Genomic DNA, 18291 nt, shown 5'->3' on the forward strand with positions numbered 1-18291 from the left:
GAGTGCCCGACATGAACAATTGCAAGCGCGGCTCGATCAGCTTGCTGGCCGGTGCAATGCTGCTGGCCAGTGCGGCCACCTTCGCCAGTGTGGAGCCGGTAGCGCCTCAACCTGCGAGGCCGTCGACCATGGCCAAAGGACTGCAACAAGCCAAGACCTACACCGTCAGCAGCGCGCCGACGGCGCCGCTGGAACTGGCCACGCCGAAACTGCCGGACCTTTCGGGCTACACCAGCGAGGCCATCGCGGCGAAAGTCGTGCGCAGCAAGGCGGGCAAAATCAGCGTGCGCCGGATGATGCAGGAAGACGCCCTGAAGGACTTCATCGGCGGCGACAACAAAATGGCCGAATGGGTGGTGCGTCAGCACGGCATCCCGCAGGCGATCTTTGTCGACGACGGCTACATGAACCTCAAGGACCTGGCGAAGAAACTGCCCAAGCAGTACTTCAGCGAAACCTCGCCGGGTGTGTTCCTGGCCAGGTTGCCGATCGTGGTGGGTCAACACGGGATCCTGGAAATCGATCAGCAGACCCAGGAATTGCGCCTGTCCCAGGAGGCCGGCTCGTTCCTGGTCAACGACGGCCAGTTGTTTGTCCGTGACACCAAAATCACCGGGTGGCGCGAGAAGGACAACGGTCCGGCGACGTTCCGTTCGCCGAAGGAATTCCGCCCGTTCCTGCTGGCCTGGGGCGGCACCGAGACCTACATTGCCAACAGCAAAATGGCCAGCTTCGGCTACGCCAACAGTAAGTCCTACGGCGTGAGTATTTCCCAATACACCCCGAACATGGCCAAGGTGCTCAAGCGTCCTGAACCGACTGGCTGGATCGTCGGTTCCGAGTTCTCGGACATGTGGTACGGCTTCTACTGCTACGAAACCCGCGACTTCGTGGTCAAAGGCAATACCTACAAGGACAACATCGTCTACGGCATCGACCCCCATGACCGTTCCCACGGTCTGATCATTGCCGACAACACGGTGTTCGGTACCAAGAAGAAGCACGGGATCATTATTTCCCGTGAGGTCAACGACAGCTTCATCTTCAACAACCGCAGCTACGACAACAAGTTGTCCGGCATCGTGATCGACCGTAACAGCGTCAACAACATCATTGCCCACAACGAGATCTACCAGAACCACACCGACGGCATCACCCTCTACGAGAGTGCCGACAACCTGCTGTGGGGCAACAAGGTGCTCAGCAACCGTCGCCACGGCATCCGCATTCGTAACAGCGTGAACATCCGTCTCTACGAAAACGTCGCCATGGCCAACGGCCTGACCGGCGTCTACGGCCACATCAAGGACCTGTCCAACACCGACCGCGACATCAAGCTCGACCCGTTCGACGCCCAAGTGTCGCTGATCGTGGTCGGCGGCGAACTGGCGGCCAACGGCAGCGGCCCGCTGTCCATCGACTCGCCGTTGAGCGTGGAGCTGTATCGCGTGTCCATGCTCGCGCCGACCAAATCCAGCGGCATCAGCTTCTCGGGGATTCTCGGCGAGCGCCAGGATGAAATTCTCGACCTGCTGGTGCGCCAGCAGAAAGCCGTGCTGATCGACCCTGTCGAACGCCAGACCGAAATGCGGGACTGAGGATAATTTTATGCACCCACACCTGATCAAATTACTCAGCCTGTCGGCCCTGGCCGCCGGCATTCTTGCCGCCAGCAACGGCGTGCGCGCCGATGAATCCCAGGCGCCGACATTCTCGGCCGAGCCGTGCTGCAGCCTGTGCCCGGCCGCCCACGACCCGAAGAACTACACCACCCGCTACCAGCAGAACTTCACCACGCTGGTGCAGGCCCAGGGCGACTGGCTGTTCCGTACCCAGGAAGACTTGCGCACTGAATTCGACACCACCCCCGCCGGCTACAAACGCATGAAACAGCTACACGATGCGTTCAAGAGCAAAGGCGTGGAGCTCGTTGTTGTTTATCAACCGACCCGTGGCCTGGTGAACCGCAACAAGTTGAATCCGGCCGAGAAAGCCAGCTTCGATTTCGACAAGGCGCTGCGCAACTACAAGACCATGCTCGGGCGTTTCGCGCAGATGGGTTACGTGGTGCCGGACCTCTCGCCGCTGACCAACGAACAACTGCCCGACACCCTGCCCGCCCACGACTTCTACTTCCGTGGCGACCAGCACTGGACGCCTTATGGTGCCCAGCGCACGGCGAAAATCGTCGCCGAGAAGGTCAAGCAGATCCCGGCCTTCGCCGACATTCCCAAGCGTGAATTCGAGACCCATAAGTCGGGTCGCATGGGCAAGACCGGAACGTTACACAACATGGCCGGTCAACTCTGTGGCACCAGCTACGCGATCCAGTACATGGATCAATTCACCACCGAGCCGAAAGGCGAAGCGGGCGATGGCGACCTGTTCGGCGATTCCGGCAATCCGCAGATCACCCTGGTCGGCACCAGCCACAGTGGCAAGAACTACAACTTCGCCGGTTTCCTCGAAGAGGCCATCGGCGCCGACATTCTCAACGTGGCGTTCCCCGGCGGCGGCCTGGAAGGTTCGATGCTGCAGTACCTGGGCAGCGACGAGTTCCAGAAAAACCCGCCGAAGATTCTCATCTGGGAATTCTCGCCGCTCTATCGCCTCGACCAGGAAACCATCTACCGCCAGATGATGGCGCTGCTGGACAACGGTTGCGAAGGCAAGGCTGCACAGATGTCCGGCAGCACCACCTTGAAACCGGGCAAGAACGAATTGATGGTCAACAGCAAAAACCTCGACCTGCGTAACAGCAGTCACCAGGTCGACATCCGCTTCGCCGACACCTCGGTGAAAACCCTGCAAGCCACCCTCTGGTACATGAACGGGCGCCACGAGGACATCAAGATCGACAAACCGGAAACCTCCGACACCGACGGGCGTTTCGCCTTCGAGTTGCGCACGGACGAAGACTGGGCCTCGCAGAATCTGCTGGCCGTTGAAATCCAGGGGCCTGAAAAAGCAGGTGCCGCGCCACAGAAGGTCGAAGCGAAAATCTGCAAACGCAACGTATTCCCGGGCGCCGAGCAGCGTACTGCTTCGGTCGGGCAATGAGGTCTGCTATGCGAAATCCGACACTTGCAACACTGACGCTGTTGAGCCTGGCGATGTTCGCCGGCGCAACCCAAGCGGCCGCGCCACTGCGTCCGCCGCAGGGCTACTTCGCGCCGATCGAGAAAGTCAAAACCGGCGACAAGAGCGAAGGCTGCGATGCCATGCCGACGCCGTACACCGGCTCGCTGCAGTTTCGCAGCAAGTACGAAGGCTCGGACAAGGCCCGTTCAACGCTGAACGTGCAATCGGAAAAAGCCTTCCGTGACAGCACCGCCGACATCACCAAGATCGAGCGCGGCACCAGCAAGCGGGTGATGCAGTTCATGCGTGACGGTCGCCCGGAACAACTGGAATGCACGCTCAACTGGTTGACGGCCTGGGCCAAGGCCGATGCCTTGATGTCCAAGGACTTCAACCACACCGGCAAGTCCATGCGCAAATGGGCGCTGGGCAGCATGGCGTCGTCCTACATTCGCCTGAAATTTTCCGACTCCCACCCGCTGGCCAACCATCAGCAGGAGTCGCAGTTGATCGAAGCCTGGTTCAGCAAAATGGCTGATCAAGTGGTGAGCGACTGGGACAACCTGCCGCTGGACAAGACCAACAACCATTCGTACTGGGCCGCCTGGTCGGTGATGGCAACGTCCATCGCCACCAACCGCCGCGACCTGTTCGACTGGGCGGTGAAGGAATACAAGGTCGGCGCCCATCAGGTCGACGCTGATGGCTACCTGCCCAACGAACTCAAGCGCCAGCAACGCGCCCTCGCCTACCACAACTACGCCCTGCCGCCGCTGGCGATGATCGCCAGTTTTGCCCAGGTCAACGGTGTGGATCTGCGTCAGGAAAACAACGGCGCGCTCAAACGCCTGGGTGATCGCGTGCTCGCCGGGGTGAAAGACCCGGATGAGTTCGAGAAAAAGAACGGCAAGGAACAGGACATGACCGACCTGAAGGAGGACATGAAATTCGCCTGGCTCGAACCGTTCTGCACCCTCTACACCTGTTCGCCGGATGTGCTGCAGAAGAAGCACTCGATGCAGCCGTTCAAGACCTTCCGCCTTGGGGGGGACCTGACCAAGGTCTATGACCCGGCAAACGAAAAGGGCAACAAGGGTTCCTAGAACAGACAAAAAAACCTGTAGGAGCGAGCCTGCTCGCGATTGCGGTCTGACATCCAACATCGATGTCGACTGACAGGGCCTCATCGCGAGCAGGCTCGCTCCTACAGGGGGCATGTATCGAGTTTTAGTTTTGTGGGTTATCCCCCCGGTTTTCGATGGGGGGTTTGGGGGGGCCGTTGGCCCTTGACTGTTGGTTAAACAAGGAGAGATCGGGATGGTTTTTTCGTCCAACGTGTTCCTGTTTTTGTTCTTGCCGATCTTTCTCGGCTTGTACTACCTGAGCGGGCAACGCTATCGCAATTTACTGCTGCTGATTGCCAGCTACGTGTTCTACGCCTGGTGGCGTGTGGACTTCCTGGCGCTGTTCGCCGCCGTCACGCTGTGGAACTACTGGATCGGCCTCAAAGTCGGTGCCGCCGGGGTCAAGACCAAACCGGCGCAGCGCTGGCTGCTGCTCGGCGTGGCCGTCGACCTGTGCATCCTCGGCTACTTCAAGTACGCCAACTTCGGCGTCGACAGCATCAACGCCATGATGACGTCGGTGGGCCTGGAGCCGTTCATCCTGACCCACGTGCTGTTGCCGATCGGGATCTCGTTTTACATCTTCGAGTCCATCAGCTACATCATCGACGTCTACCGTGGTGACACCCCGGCAACCCGCAACCTGATCGACTTCGCAGCGTTCGTGGCGATCTTCCCGCACCTGATCGCCGGTCCCGTGCTGCGTTTCCGCGACCTCGCCGATCAGTTCAACAACCGCACCCACACCCTCGACAAATTCTCCGAGGGCTGCACGCGGTTCATGCAGGGTTTCATCAAGAAAGTGTTCATCGCCGACACCCTCGCGGTGGTGGCCGACCATTGCTTCGCCCTGCAAAACCCGACCACGGGCGATGCCTGGCTCGGCGCCCTGGCGTACACCGCGCAGTTGTATTTCGACTTCTCCGGCTACAGCGACATGGCCATCGGCCTGGGCTTGATGATGGGCTTCCGCTTCATGGAAAACTTCAAGCAGCCGTACATCAGCCAGTCGATCACCGAGTTCTGGCGCCGCTGGCACATCAGCCTGTCGACCTGGCTGCGTGACTACCTGTACATCACCCTCGGCGGCAATCGCAAAGGCACGCTGATGACCTATCGCAACCTGTTCCTGACCATGCTGCTCGGTGGTCTGTGGCACGGCGCGAACATCACCTACATCGTCTGGGGTGCGTGGCACGGCATGTGGCTGGCGATTGAAAAAGCCCTCGGTTTGAACACCTCGCCGCGCAGCTTCAATCCGATTCGCTGGGTGCTGACCTTCCTGCTGGTGGTAATGGGTTGGGTGATTTTCCGGGCGGAAAACCTGCACGTCGCCGGCCGCATGTACGGCGCGATGTTCAGCTTCGGCGACTGGTCGCTGTCGGAACTCAACCAGGCCAGCCTCACCGGCCTGCAAGTGGCGACGCTGATTGTGGCGTACGTGACCCTGGCGTTCTTCGGCCTGCGTGATTTCTACACCAACCAGCCACCGGTCAAGACCAAGCCTGAGGTGAACGTCGATGCCGACGGCCCGGCCGCCGCGACAGCCGGAACGATCAAAGCCGTCCCTGGGGATAACCCGGCGAGCATCCACCAGCCTGGTTACACCGTCGGCGTCGAAGCCCAGGTGCAACCGGCCTACTGGACCGCTGACTGGTCGCGCTATGCGATGCGCGCCCTGGTGCTGCTGCTGTTCATCGCCTCGATTCTCAAACTCTCGGCGCAAAGCTTCTCGCCGTTCCTTTACTTCCAGTTCTGAGGGATCTGACCATGACCCGCTCATTACGCATCTTCTACATCGCCCTGTTTCTGGTGACCCTGCTGGCCCTGGGCCTGTGGTCGGTTCGCAGCTTCCTGGGCTTCAGCACCAACGCCGACGCGACGGTGCTCAACGGCCGCTGGACCAAGGCGGTGGAGACGCACTACGACGACGAGTTCCCGATCAAGCGCCTGGGCACCAACCTCTGGGCAGCACTGGATTTCAAGCTGTTCAACGAAGGCCGTCCGGGCGTGGTGCTCGGTCGCGACCAGTGGCTGTACAGCGATGAAGAATTCCATCCGGTCGTCAACGAAGAGCTGAACCTGCAAGGCAACTACGCGCTGGTCGAAGGCGTGCGCCAGACCCTGAAAGAAAAAGGCGTGCAACTGGTGATGGCCGTGGTACCGGCCAAGGTGCGCCTGTACCCGGAACACCTCGGCGAGGTGAAACCCGCCAGCATCCACGCCAACCTCTACAAGGACTTCCACCAGCGCCTGGCGGCCGACCGGATTCCGGCACCGGACCTGCTGGGCCCGCTGCAAGCCGCCAAAAACGACGGCAAGCAAGTGTTCCTGCGCACCGACACCCACTGGACCCCGGAAGGCGCCGAGATCGCCGCCAACCGCCTGGCCAGGACCATTGCCGACAAGTTTCCGTTGAGCGGCGATCCGCAAGACTTCGTCACCGAGCCCGCGGAGAAGATCACGCACAAGGGCGACCTGCGCCTGTTCCTGCCGCTGGACCCGCTGTTCGAAAACCTGATGCCGGCGCAAGAACCGTTGCAAAAGCGCAATACCGTGGCCGCGGGCGATCAGCCTGCCGGTGACGACGCCTTGTTCGCCAACACCGAAGTTCCCGTCGCGCTGATCGGTACCAGCTACAGCGCCAACCCCAACTGGAATTTCGTCGGTGCGCTCAAGCAAGCCCTGCGCAGCGACGTGGTCAATTACGCCGAAGACGGCCACGGCCCGATCCTGCCGATGCTCAGCTACCTGAAAAGCGATGCTTTCAAGAACAGCCCGCCACAAGTGCTGATCTGGGAGTTTCCTGAACGATATCTGCCTGTGAACAACGAAATCGGCGACGCCGACCCACAGTGGGTCGCAGAGCTTAAACAAGCCGGCGCTCGCCAACAAAACGTAGCCATCAACAACAAATCCGAGACGCCCGACCGGGCGCAAAACTGAAAGAGAGAGGTACTACCATGACTTTCACTACTACTCCTCGTCGTCTCGCCAAGACCCTTGCCCTGGTTGCGGGCATGAGTGTGCTCTCGATGCAGGCCTTCGCCGCTGGCGACGCCGCACTCTACGGCCCGACCGCGCCAAAAGGCTCGACCTTCGTGCGTGTCTACAACGCCGGCAACGCCGAAGTCAGCGCCACCGTTGGCAGCACCAACCTGAGCGACGTTGCGCCACTGTCCAGCACTGACTTCAGCTTCATGCCAGGCGGTGACTACAGCGCCAAGGTCGGCAGCCAGACCCTGCCGGTGAAGCTGGCCGGTGACCACTATTACACCCTGGTCAACAACGCCAGCGGCGCGCCACAACTGATCGAAGAGCCGCCGTTCAAGAACAAACAGAAGTCCCTGGTTCGCGTGCAGAACCTCAGCGACAAGGCACTGACCCTGAAGACCGCCGATGGCAAGACTGACGTGGTGCCGAACGTGGCCGCCAAGGGCCGTGGCGAACGTGAAATCAACCCGGTGAAAGTCAGCCTGGCGCTGTACGACGGCGCAACCAAGGTCGGCGACGTGAAACCGGTCGCCCTGGAGCGCGGTGAAGCCGCGGTGCTGTACGTCACCGGCAGCGGCAGCAGCCTGTCGCCGGTCTGGGTGAAACGCCCGGTGTCGACGCGCTAACCCTATTCCCCAATTGACGCAGTCCCCCTTGTGGGAGCGAGCCTGCTCGCGAATACGGTCTGACATTCAACATCAATGTCGACTGATACACCGCTTTCGCGAGCAGGCTCGCTCCCACAGGGGCTCTAACCAAACGATTTTGAAGGAGTAACACCATGATTCCAGTCATCCTCTCCGGTGGTAGCGGTTCACGTCTCTGGCCGCTTTCCCGCAAGCAGTTCCCGAAACAATTCCTGGCCCTGACCGGTGAGCACACGCTGTTCCAGCAAACCCTGGAGCGCCTGGTGTTCGAAGGCATGGACACCCCGATCGTGGTCTGCAACAAGGACCACCGCTTCATCGTCAACGAACAGCTGGCCGCCCGAAAACTGGAAACCCAGCGCATCCTGATGGAACCCTTCGGCCGCAACACCGCACCGGCCGTGGCCCTGACCGCGATGATGCTGGTCAATGAAGGTCGCGACGAGTTGATGCTGGTGCTGCCGGCCGACCACGTGCTGGAAGACCAGAAAGCCCTGCAACGTGCCCTGGCCCTGGCCACCGTTGCCGCCGAAAACGGCGAAATGGTGCTGTTCGGCGTACCGGCCACCAAACCGGAAACCGGCTACGGCTACATCAAGTCGACCAACGATTCGCTGCTGCCCGAAGGCGTCAGCCGCGTCTCGCATTTCGTTGAAAAACCGGATGTGAAACGCGCCACCGAATTCGTCCAGTCCGGCGGTTATTTCTGGAACAGCGGCATGTTCCTGTTCCGCGCCAGCCGCTTCCTCGAAGAACTGAAAAAGCATGACCCGGATATCTACGACACCTGCCTGCTGACCCTGGAACGTAGCCAGCAAGACCCCGACTCGGTGAGCATCGACGAAGCGACTTTCGCCTGCTGCCCGGACAACTCCATCGACTACTCGGTGATGGAAAAAACCCAGCGTGCCTGCGTGGTGCCGCTGACCGCGGGCTGGAGTGATGTCGGCTGCTGGTCGTCGCTGTGGGAAGTGAATGAAAAAGACGCCCACGGCAACGTCACCAAAGGCGACGTGGTGGTCCAGGACAGCCGCAACTGCATGATCCACGGCAACGGCAAACTGGTGTCGGTGATCGGCCTGGAAAACATCGTCGTCGTCGAGACCAAGGACGCGATGATGATTGCGCACAAGGACAAGGTCCAAGGCGTGAAACAGATGGTCAACACCCTCAACGAACAGGGCCGCAGCGAAACCCAGAATCACTGCGAAGTCTACCGTCCTTGGGGTTCCTACGATTCGGTGGACATGGGCGGCCGCTTCCAGGTCAAGCACATCTCGGTGAAACCGGGCGCGTGCCTGTCGCTGCAGATGCACCACCACCGTGCCGAGCACTGGATCGTCGTCAGCGGCACCGCCGAGGTGACTTGCGATGAGAATGTGTTCCTGCTGACCGAAAACCAGTCGACCTACATCCCGATCGCCTCGGTTCACCGTCTGCGCAATCCGGGCAAGATTCCACTCGAGATCATCGAAGTGCAATCGGGCAGCTACCTGGGTGAAGACGATATCGAGCGCTTTGAAGACATCTACGGGCGCACCACGCCGATCGAGCGCGGCGTGTCGGTGAAAACCATCGCGCAATAAGCCTCTGTAGACCTTAAGCCCCTGATCGGCCTGATGCGTTCCCTATCCGCAGCGGGTTGGTTGGGGGCTTTTTTTGTCTTGGTTTTGTGTTGCCTCGGCTGGCCCCTTCGCGAGCAGGCTCGCTCCCACAGTGGTTTTGTGAACGCGACAAATCAACTGTGGGAGCGAGCCTGCTCGCGAAGGGGCCATAACTTTCCCCACAAATCTCTCGCCCATCGCCAACCTCCCCCACGCTTAGGTACGATGGTCCTATCTATCCCCGAGGTTTGCGCGTCATGTTCATCGGCATCCTGCTGGTCATCACCTGGCTGATCCTGTTGCTGCGCTATCCGGCCAAGGCCTTGCCCGTTTCCCTGGCCGCCGCCGTGGGCCTGGGCATCGTCGCCACCTGGGTCATCTGGATGGACCACCGCGAACTCAAGCAACTGCAACGTCTTGAACTGCGCATCAGCTACGCGCCGCAACACTGTCCTGCCGACCGACCGCTCCAATTGACCCTGAACAACGGCAACGACGTGCCGCTGACCGAACTGCGCTGGCGAGTGGCTGCCTATGCGCCCGGCGACACGGTCAACCTGGCCGACAATCAATACACCGCCCCCCGTTACCGCGGGCCCGGCGAATTGCAGGCCGGCGGCAACTGGCAAGACTGTTTACCGCTACCGCCACTGCGCCCCGGCTACCGTCCGGAAACCCTGGAGTTTCGCGCCGAGCGTTTGCAGGGTAGTTTTTCTGACTGAGCTTTCCCCTACGAGCTTCCCCCACTGATTTGCACAAGGACCGCGCCATGCCCGTTGCGTTGATTACCGGATGTTCCAGCGGCATTGGCCGCGCCCTTGCCGATGCGTTCAAAAGCGCCGGTTACGAAGTCTGGGCCACGGCGCGCAAGGCTGAAGACGTGGCCATGCTGAGCGCCACCGGCTTCACCGCCGTGCAACTGGACGTCAACGACGGCCAGGCACTTGAACAGTTGAGCGAACGGATCAACCAGCAGCATGGCGGCCTCGATGTCCTGATCAACAACGCCGGTTACGGCGCCATGGGGCCGTTGCTCGATGGCGGCGTGCAGGCGATGCAGCGTCAGTTCGAAACCAACGTATTCGCCCTGGTCGGCGTGACACGCGCCATGTTTGCGGTGTTGCGTCGTGCCAAAGGCATCGTGGTCAATGTCGGCAGCGTCTCAGGAGTGCTGGTCACGCCGTTCGCGGGCGCCTACTGCGCGTCCAAGGCCGCCGTGCATGCCTTGAGCGATGCCTTGCGCATGGAACTGGCGCCGTTCGGCGTGCGGGTCATGGAAGTGCAGCCTGGTGCCATTGCCTCCAGTTTCGCCAAGAACGCCGGCCATGAGGCCGAGCAACTGATCAGCGAACAATCGCCGTGGTTCCCGTTGCGTGAAGGCATCCGCGCACGGGCCAAGGCGTCCCAGGACAACCCGACCCCGGCCAGCGAATTCGCCGCCGGTTTGCTCAAGGCCGTGCAGCAGAGCAAGCCGCCGCGGCTGATTCGCCTCGGCAACGGCAGCCGCGCGTTGCCGCTATTGGCGACTTTGTTGCCCAAGGGATTGCTGGAATCGACCTTGATGAAGCGGTTCGGGTTGCGTGGACAGCTCTGAGACCGCAGCGCCCTCATCGCGGGCAAGCCCGCTCCCACAAAGTTTTGCTGGAAGGCATAGATTGCATTCACACCGAAGCACCCTGTGGGAGCGGGCTTGCCCGCGATGACGTCCGAACAGACTCCATAGAATCCAAGGACCCAACATGACCGACTTCACCGACTACTTCGACGAAGTGATCCAGTCCCACGTCGCCATCGAAAAATGGCTGGCCGAGGAGCAGGATCCGTCCGAACTCGAACACCTGCTGACCCGATTCTCACCGCAGTTCTCCATGGTCTCGCCATTGGGCCGGGTGCTGGACTTCAACGCGCTGGAGGCGTTGTTCATGCTGGCGGGTGGCAAGAAGCTCGGGTTCCGCATCGAGCTCAGCGAGTTGCGCGGCATCGCGCTGCACAACGATGGCGCGACCGTGAGTTATCGCGAACAACAGACCGATGCCACCGGCCTGCACTCCGATCGCCGCTCGACCGTGGTGTTCGAGAAGGTGGATGGCAAGATTCTTTGGCGGCATTTGCAGGAGACTTTCTGCAACGAGTGAAAGCCTACCGTATGCCTGGAGGACTGAGGCGCGGCATTCGCGAGCAGGCTCGCTCCCACAGGGGAATGCATTTCAACTGTGGGAGCGAGCCTGCTCGCGAAGATACCGACTCAGTCTACCGGTTACGCACCATCACCCTGCTTGACCACCACCGTACAAGTAATCCCCGCCGCCAACAGCACCCCCTCCGGCACTTCATCGATGTGAATCCGCACCGGCACCCGCTGCGCCAGGCGCACCCAGTTGAAGGTCGGGTTCACATCCGCAATCAGCTCGCGGCTTTCCGGATTGTCGCGGTCGTAGATCCCACGTGAAATGCTTTCCACATGCCCCTTGAGCACTTCGCCGCTCATCAGCTGCATGTCCGCCTTGTCGCCCACGCGCACGTGGGGCAGCTTGGTTTCTTCGAAGAAGCCGTAGACCCAGAACGAGTTCATGTCGACCACAGCCATTTTCGCTTCGCCGATGCGCGCATAGTCGCCACGATGCACATTGAGGTTGGTGACATAACCGTCCACCGCCGCGCGGACTTCGGTGCGCTTGAGATTGAGTTCGGCGGCTTCAAGTTGCGCCTGGGCCTGTTGATAATCGGCCAGGGCCGAGTCGGCGATGTTGCTGGCGTCGTCGCGGTTTTCTTTTGAGATCACCAGATTGTCCAGATCCGCGCGGCGATGGGCGTTGACCTTGCGCATCTCCCAAGTCGCCTTGCGCGAAGCCACCAGCGATTGCGCCTGCTTGACTGCGAGGCGGTAGTGCTCGGGGTCGATCTGCATCAGCAGGTCGCCCTTCTTCACCAACTGATTGTCGCGCACCGGCACGTTCACCACTTCACCGGTGACATCGGCGGCGACGTTGATGATGTCAGCGCGCACCCGGCCGTCGCGGGTCCACGGGGTTTCCATGTAGTGCACCCACAGCGTGCGGCCGATCCATATCGCCAGGGCCAGGATCAGCAGCGTGGCGAGCAGGCTGAAAAACTTTTTCATCAGGGCATTCTCAGTGGTAGACAGACAGCGCCATTGCGCCGAACAGACAGGTAAACAGACTCAGGCGCAGCAGCGCCGGGTGCCAGAAAAAGCGGTACAGGTCGAACCCGGCGAGAAACCGGTCGAACGCCCAGGCCAGCACGGCGGCAATCAAAAACATCAGGGTCATGGTCGGCATGTACACGCCGTGGAAGGCGATTTCACGGGGCATGGTCAAGTCCTTGGAGCTTGGCGGCCTGGGTATAGCTGGACAGGGGCGATTGCGGGTCCAGCAATGAAGTGCGGATAAAGTGCAGGTAGCTTTTCACCCGGCGCAACGCCGAGGTGTCGAAGTGCGGGGCGAAGGGTTCGTCGGTGGCCTGCACACGGCTGATCGCGTGGTCGACCGCAATCAATGCGCGCTCCAGATTGCTTTGGCCCGGTTGCAGGAACAGCCGCACCAGCGAGCGCCCCATCACGCGGATCGACTGGCGCCACGGCTGGGATTCAGCGTAAGCCGGGTGCACCGGGAGGATCGCCTGTTCCTTGCGCAACTCGATGATCGCGTGGCCGACCTCCAGCACCACGAACATCCAGCGCAGTAAATTGCGTTGTACTTGCGGCTGACCCGCCGCGAAGCCGTAGGCCTGATGCACCAGGTCGCGGGTACGGCTTTCGAAACTCGACGCCAGGCCCTTGAGTTTGCCACTGATGGCGTACACCACCTGCCCGCGCAGGTCCTGCTCCAGACGCCGCCACAGCCAGCGACTGTTGGGCGGCAGAATGATCGCCCCCGCCGCCGCGCACACCAGCATGCCGAGCACCATGGCGATGTAGTCGTTGATGAAGGTGTAGGGGTTGTAGACCGTGAGGTTGTCCGGCACCGAACCGATGCTGAAAAAGATCAGCAAACCCACTCCGACCCCGGCGTACTGCGGCCGCGATGCGAGGAAGGCGCCCAGCACGAAGACCGGCGCGAGCATCACGCACAGCAAGGGGAAGCCATCGATCCACGGGAAGATGAAAAACATCTCGACGAAACCGATCACCGCACCGAGCAAGGTGCCACACGCCATCTGGAAGGCCATGCGCTTAGGGTTCGGCGTGGCGGCGGACAGGCCCACGGTGGCGGCGGCGACCAGGGTCATGGTCGCCCCGCTCGGCCAGGCCGTGGCCACCCAGTAACTGCCCAGCACCAGCAGAATGAACGACGCACGAATCCCCGACGCCGCGGCCGCCAGCCAGTTGGTTTGCGGGGTGAAGGGTTCGTCCCATTGCTCGCGCTCATGGCTGTGATCGGCCAGGGACGCGTGGGTCTGTGCATAACTGTGAAGGTCATCGACGAAGCGATACAGCAGTTCATACGCGGTGTGGAAATCCAGTTGCTCAGCGTCGCTCGGGTCGCTCTCCTGGAAGATCGTCCGCAATCTGCGCACCCGCGCCGGCAAACCGGACTTGTAAGCCGTCAACGCTGTGACCAGCCGTGCCGCGTCGGCGCTGGTCAGGGCGCGGCCGCTGAAGCCGTCGAGCAATTCGGCCAGGTCCTGCAAGCCCGGTTTGATCGCCGACTCGACGTGATCGGCACCGTTGCGGCGCAGGCGCTCAAGCAACTGATGCAAGGCGTTGAATCGCGTGGTTACGCCCATGAATTCGCTGTTCAGGCGACTGAGTCGACCATTGCGCCGACGCATGTGCGGGTCTTCGAACACGGTGACGCTGCGCAATCCTTCCAGGCCCACCGCCTCGGCGATGAAGCGCACGTTGCTGGCCTCGAAGGACTCGCGTTGACTGCGCCCGCGCAAGCCGTCGGTGACGAACAAGGCGAACACCCCGAAGCGCTGATACAAGGCGTTGTGCATGGCGGCGCTGGCGGTTTGCGGCAGGATCGCGGCGCTGACCAGGGTCGAGCAGAGAATCCCCAGCGAGATCTCCAGTACCCGCCAGACCGCCATCATGAATGCGCCGTCGGGATGCGCCAGCGCCGGCAATCCGACCATCGCCGCGGTGTAGCCGGCGAGCACGAAGCCGTAGGCGCGGAAGTTGCGCGAACGTGCGGCACCGGCCGAGCAGATACCCACCCAGATCGCCAGTGCGCCAAGGAACAGTTCGGTGTTTTGCGCGAACAAGGCAATCAGCGCGACCATCACCGCCGACCCGGCCAGCGTGCCGAGGAAGCGATAGAAACTCTTGGCGAACACCTGGCCGCTTTGCGGCTGCATGACAATGAACACGGTGATCATCGCCGTGCGCGGTTGCGGCAGCTCCAGGCGCATGGCCAGCCACAACGTCAGGAAGGCCGCGATCAGTACCTTGAATATGTACACCCAGGTCACGCCGTCGCTGCGCGCCCAGTCGAAGAAACCCCGGCGCCATTCGAGGGAATACAGCCAGCGCAAGGGAGCGGGCAAAGGGGTCATGAAACGCTGCTCACTGCAATTAAGTCCAGACTCAGGACCTGTGGGAGCGAGCCTGCTCGCGAAAGCGGTGGCTCAGGCGACATCACCATTGACTGACACGGCCTCTTCGCGAGCAAGCCCGCTCCCACAGGGTTTGTGTTCAACGTAAAAGAACCGGGGTTTTCGGGGCGGCGGTCTGGCTGTCTTTCGGCACATCGTTACCCGCGCCCAATCCACCGCCGAGCGCCGTCACCAGTTCGGCATGGGCACTCAACCGCGCCGCCTGGACCTGCTGCTGGACCTGCTGCTGTTTGAACAACAAGGTTTGGGCATTGAGCACGTTGAGGTAATCGGTCAGTCCGCGCTGATAGGCGATCATCGCGATGTCGTAGGTTTTCTGCGCGGTGGCCACCGACTCGGCGGCGAAGGCTTGCTGCTTGTCCATGGACTCGCGGCGAATCAGTTGATCGGAGATGTTTTTCAGGGCATTGACCAGGGTCTGGTTGTACCTGGCCACGGCGATGTCATAACCGGCCGAGGCTTCTCCCAGCTCCGCGCGCAAACGCCCGCCGTCGAAAATCGGCAAGGAAATCGCCGGTCCCACGTTGTAGTTGAGTTTCCTGCCCGTCAGGAACTCCAACGCCCCGCCGCCCGTGGCCATGTAGCCCAGGCTGCCGACCAGATCGACGTTGGGATAGAAGCCGGCATGTGCCACCTCGATACCCCGGGCCTGCGCCGCCACTTGCCAGCGACCGGCGACCACGTCCGGCCGTTGCCCCAGCAATTGCGCCGGCAATGACGAGGGCAGTTTCAGCGGCGCACCCAGTGACAGCGTTGGCCGCTGCAATTGCGCGCCCTCCCCCGGGCCTTTGCCCGCCAGCGCGGCCAGTTGATTGCGGCTCAGGGCGATTTCTTCGTCCAGGGCATCGATCTGCCGATGGGTTTCCGGCAGCGGCGTCTCGGCCTGGCTGACTTCGAAATGCGTGCCGATACCGCCGTCCAGGCGTTTCTGCGCCAGATCGAGGATTTGCTGTTGCTGCTTGAGGGTCGCCTCGACAATGTCCCGCTGCGCGTAATGCAACGAGAGTTCGATATAGACCCGCACGATGTTGTTCTGCAATTCGAGCTGGGCCTGGCGCGCTTCGGCGGCGGTCATGTGGGCCATGTCGACGGCGCGCTCGGTGGCGTTGCTTTCGCGCCCCCAGAGGTCGAGGGCGTAGCTGAAGCCCAGCGCGGCGTTGTTGTCCCAGGTGGTGCTGTTGGCCAGGTCGCCGGGGCCATAGAACGGATCGGTGGGCCAGTTGTGGCGCTTGAGGGTGGATTCGCCGTTGATCTGCAACGACTCGGCCGCTTCAGCGACACCGGCCATGGATTTGGCCTGACGCACCCGCGCGGCGGCCATGGCCAGGCTCGGGCTGCCTTGCACGGCCAGGTCGATCCAGCGGTTCAGTTGCGGGTCACCATAAGCCTGCCACCATTGGGCAGTCGGCCAGTGTGCATCCTGGGCGGCATCGCGGATGGCTTCGTCGGTGGCCAGTGAATCGGCCTGCAGCGCCTTGCCCTGCGGGGCAATACCTCCGGTTCCGATGCAGCCGCTGATTGCCAGGGTTAAAGCCAGAAGACTGAGGGGTTGAAGCGCTCTGCTGATGCGACGCGGCACTGCTGAAAATTCCTGAGGAGGGAGGTACAACGATCGGCGCAATTCTAGGGGGCGACCGGAATGACGATAAGCTGGGATTCCTGTGAATCTTTGTTACCGTTAACGAGATAATCCTTAAGTCTGGGATCTCAGATCCTGAAACTTCGTGTCACAATTTGCCATCGAACCCGAGAGCACCCCATGGACACATTGCAAAACATGCGCGCCTTCAGTTACGTGGCCGAAGCCGGCAGCTTCACCGCCGCCGCCGTGCAACTGGACACCACCACCGCCAACGTCTCGCGCGCGGTCTCCAACCTGGAAGCCCACCTGCAAACCCGTCTGCTCAACCGAACGACACGACGCATCGCCCTGACCGAAGCCGGCAAACGCTACCTGCTGCGCTGCGAACAGATCCTGGCCTATGTCGAAGAGGCCGAAGCCGAAGCCAGCGACGCCCACGCCCGCCCGGCCGGGCAACTGAAAGTGCACACCATGACCGGTATCGGCCAGCACTTCGTGATCGACGCCATCGCCCGCTACCGCAAGACCCACCCGGACGTGACCTTCGACCTGACCATGGCCAACCGCGTGCCGGACCTGCTGGACGAGGGCTATGACGTGTCCATCGTGCTCGCCAGCGAACTGCCGGACTCGGGCTTCGTTTCCCAACGCCTGGGCATCACCTACAGCATCGTTTGCGCCTCCCCGGCCTACGTCAAAGCCAACGGTTGCGCGCAAAAACCCAGCGACCTGCTCAACCACGCCTGCCTGCGCCTGGTCAGCCCGGTCATCCCCCTGGAAAAATGGGCCTTCGACGGTCCCGATGGCCAGGAAATGGTCACCATCAACAGCTCGCCGTTCCTGGTGAACTCCGCCGACGCCATGAAAACCGCGATCATCAGCGGCATGGGCGTTGGCGTGCTGCCGCTGTACGCGGCGATTGACGGCCTGCGCAACGGCTCGCTGGTGCGCGTCATGCCCAACTACCGCTCGCAGGAACTGAACCTGTACGCGATCTACCCGTCACGGCAGTACCTGGATGCGAAGATCAAGACCTGGGTGGAATACCTGCGGGGATCGCTGCCAGAGCTGTTGGCAGCGCATCAGGCGGAATTGGCGGCGTATGAGTTGAGCGGGAGTCTTGCTGGGGCGAGAGTGGCGAATTGATCGTCTGAACCCTTGTCGGAGCGAGCCTGCTTGCGAAGGCGATTTCACATTCAACATTTGTGCAAACAGATAGATCGCTTTCGCGAGCAGGCTCGCTCCCACAGTTGGATCCGATACATGTCCGAGAGGTATTGGTCGGCTGTCAGGCCGCCATCGCGGGCGAGCCCGCTCCCACAGGGTCGAGGCACATCCGCAAAAATCAGGTCGGCTGTCAGGCCGCCTTCGCGGGCAAGCCCGCTCCCACAGGGGAACGCGAACAGCAGTGAGGTCGAGTGTCAGCTCGCCTCGGCTGCTTTTGATCCACCCGCCCCTTCGGAAGGCTGAGTGGAGGCGTTCATCCGGGGATGGGCGCGCAGCGCCGTTCGACGCAGTCGAACTCATTGCATGTAGGTGCAGCGAAGCCAACCGGAGGGCAATGCCCCCGGATGAATGCCGGAGCGAAGGAACCCCGAGCCCTAGCGAGGGGCCGGACGCCGGGGCGTGAAGGGATCAACCACATAGGTAACAGAAAAGTTCAGGCACATAGGTAACACCTG

At 61.5% G+C, this 18291-nt stretch carries 15 protein-coding genes; 11 read left to right on the forward strand and 4 right to left on the reverse strand.

Translation table 11 applies throughout. The features are described from left to right. The first annotated feature begins 11 nt into the window (after positions 1-11). The 10 genes from algG (at position 12) to HNQ83_RS19305 (ending at position 11585) form a co-directional block, all read left to right on the forward strand. A complete protein-coding gene (algG, locus tag HNQ83_RS19260; RefSeq protein ID WP_175390397.1) occupies positions 12-1598 on the forward strand; it encodes a mannuronan 5-epimerase AlgG in 1587 nt (528 codons plus the stop codon). A 10-nt stretch (positions 1599-1608) separates the two neighbouring features. After that, complete coding sequence (locus HNQ83_RS19265) at positions 1609-3060, forward strand: alginate O-acetyltransferase (protein WP_175390398.1); 1452 nt, start codon at positions 1609-1611, stop codon at positions 3058-3060. 8 nt (positions 3061-3068) lie between these two features. Beyond that, a complete protein-coding gene (locus HNQ83_RS19270; protein WP_175390399.1) occupies positions 3069-4184 on the forward strand; it encodes a mannuronate-specific alginate lyase in 1116 nt (371 codons plus the stop codon). 214 nt (positions 4185-4398) lie between these two features. Next, the gene (locus HNQ83_RS19275; protein WP_175390400.1) at positions 4399-5964 is read left to right on the forward strand and encodes an MBOAT family protein; all 1566 of its coding nucleotides are present in this window, start codon (positions 4399-4401) and stop codon (positions 5962-5964) included. An 11-nt stretch (positions 5965-5975) separates the two neighbouring features. Next, entirely contained in the window at positions 5976-7151 is a 1176-nt protein-coding gene (locus HNQ83_RS19280) for an alginate O-acetyltransferase (RefSeq protein WP_175390401.1), read from the forward strand. Positions 7152-7168: 17 nt separating this feature from the next. Continuing rightward, positions 7169-7825, forward strand: coding sequence for an alginate O-acetyltransferase AlgF (locus HNQ83_RS19285; protein ID WP_175390402.1), 657 nt, complete (start codon positions 7169-7171; stop codon positions 7823-7825). A 155-nt stretch (positions 7826-7980) separates the two neighbouring features. Then, positions 7981-9432: a mannose-1-phosphate guanylyltransferase/mannose-6-phosphate isomerase gene (locus tag HNQ83_RS19290; RefSeq protein ID WP_175390403.1), complete on the forward strand. Its 1452-nt coding sequence runs from the start codon at positions 7981-7983 to the stop codon at positions 9430-9432. 275 nt (positions 9433-9707) lie between these two features. Next, positions 9708-10172, forward strand: coding sequence for a multidrug transporter (locus HNQ83_RS19295; protein WP_175390404.1), 465 nt, complete (start codon positions 9708-9710; stop codon positions 10170-10172). Between the two features lie 47 nt (positions 10173-10219). Next, positions 10220-11044 (forward strand): SDR family oxidoreductase, encoded by an 825-nt coding sequence (locus tag HNQ83_RS19300; protein ID WP_175390405.1) that lies wholly within the window; start codon positions 10220-10222, stop codon positions 11042-11044. 145 nt (positions 11045-11189) lie between these two features. Beyond that, positions 11190-11585: a DUF4440 domain-containing protein gene (locus HNQ83_RS19305; RefSeq protein WP_175390406.1), complete on the forward strand. Its 396-nt coding sequence runs from the start codon at positions 11190-11192 to the stop codon at positions 11583-11585. Positions 11586-11707: 122 nt separating this feature from the next. On the opposite strand, the gene HNQ83_RS19310 is transcribed toward HNQ83_RS19305, so the two are convergent. From HNQ83_RS19310 to HNQ83_RS19325, 4 genes are all read right to left on the reverse strand, one after another. Beyond that, positions 11708-12571, reverse strand: coding sequence for an HlyD family secretion protein (locus HNQ83_RS19310; protein WP_175390407.1), 864 nt, complete (start codon positions 12569-12571; stop codon positions 11708-11710). A gap of 10 nt (positions 12572-12581) precedes the next feature. After that, entirely contained in the window at positions 12582-12782 is a 201-nt protein-coding gene (locus tag HNQ83_RS19315; RefSeq protein WP_175390408.1) for a DUF1656 domain-containing protein, read from the reverse strand. Continuing rightward, entirely contained in the window at positions 12772-14967 is a 2196-nt protein-coding gene (locus tag HNQ83_RS19320; RefSeq protein WP_175390409.1) for an FUSC family protein, read from the reverse strand. Before HNQ83_RS19320 ends, HNQ83_RS19315 begins: the two co-directional genes overlap by 11 nt. A 139-nt stretch (positions 14968-15106) precedes the next feature. Then, positions 15107-16606 carry an efflux transporter outer membrane subunit gene (locus tag HNQ83_RS19325; RefSeq protein WP_175390410.1) on the reverse strand — a complete coding sequence of 500 codons (1500 nt, stop codon included), beginning with the start codon at positions 16604-16606 and terminating at the stop codon, positions 15107-15109. 180 nt (positions 16607-16786) lie between these two features. Here HNQ83_RS19325 and HNQ83_RS19330 point away from each other — a divergent pair, with 180 nt between their 5' ends. After that, the gene (locus HNQ83_RS19330) at positions 16787-17755 is read left to right on the forward strand and encodes a LysR family transcriptional regulator (RefSeq protein WP_175390411.1); all 969 of its coding nucleotides are present in this window, start codon (positions 16787-16789) and stop codon (positions 17753-17755) included. Positions 17756-18291: the final 536 nt, after the last annotated feature.

The sequence above is a fragment of the Pseudomonas sp. C2B4 genome (assembly GCF_013359695.1).
GTDB lineage: Bacteria > Pseudomonadota > Gammaproteobacteria > Pseudomonadales > Pseudomonadaceae > Aquipseudomonas.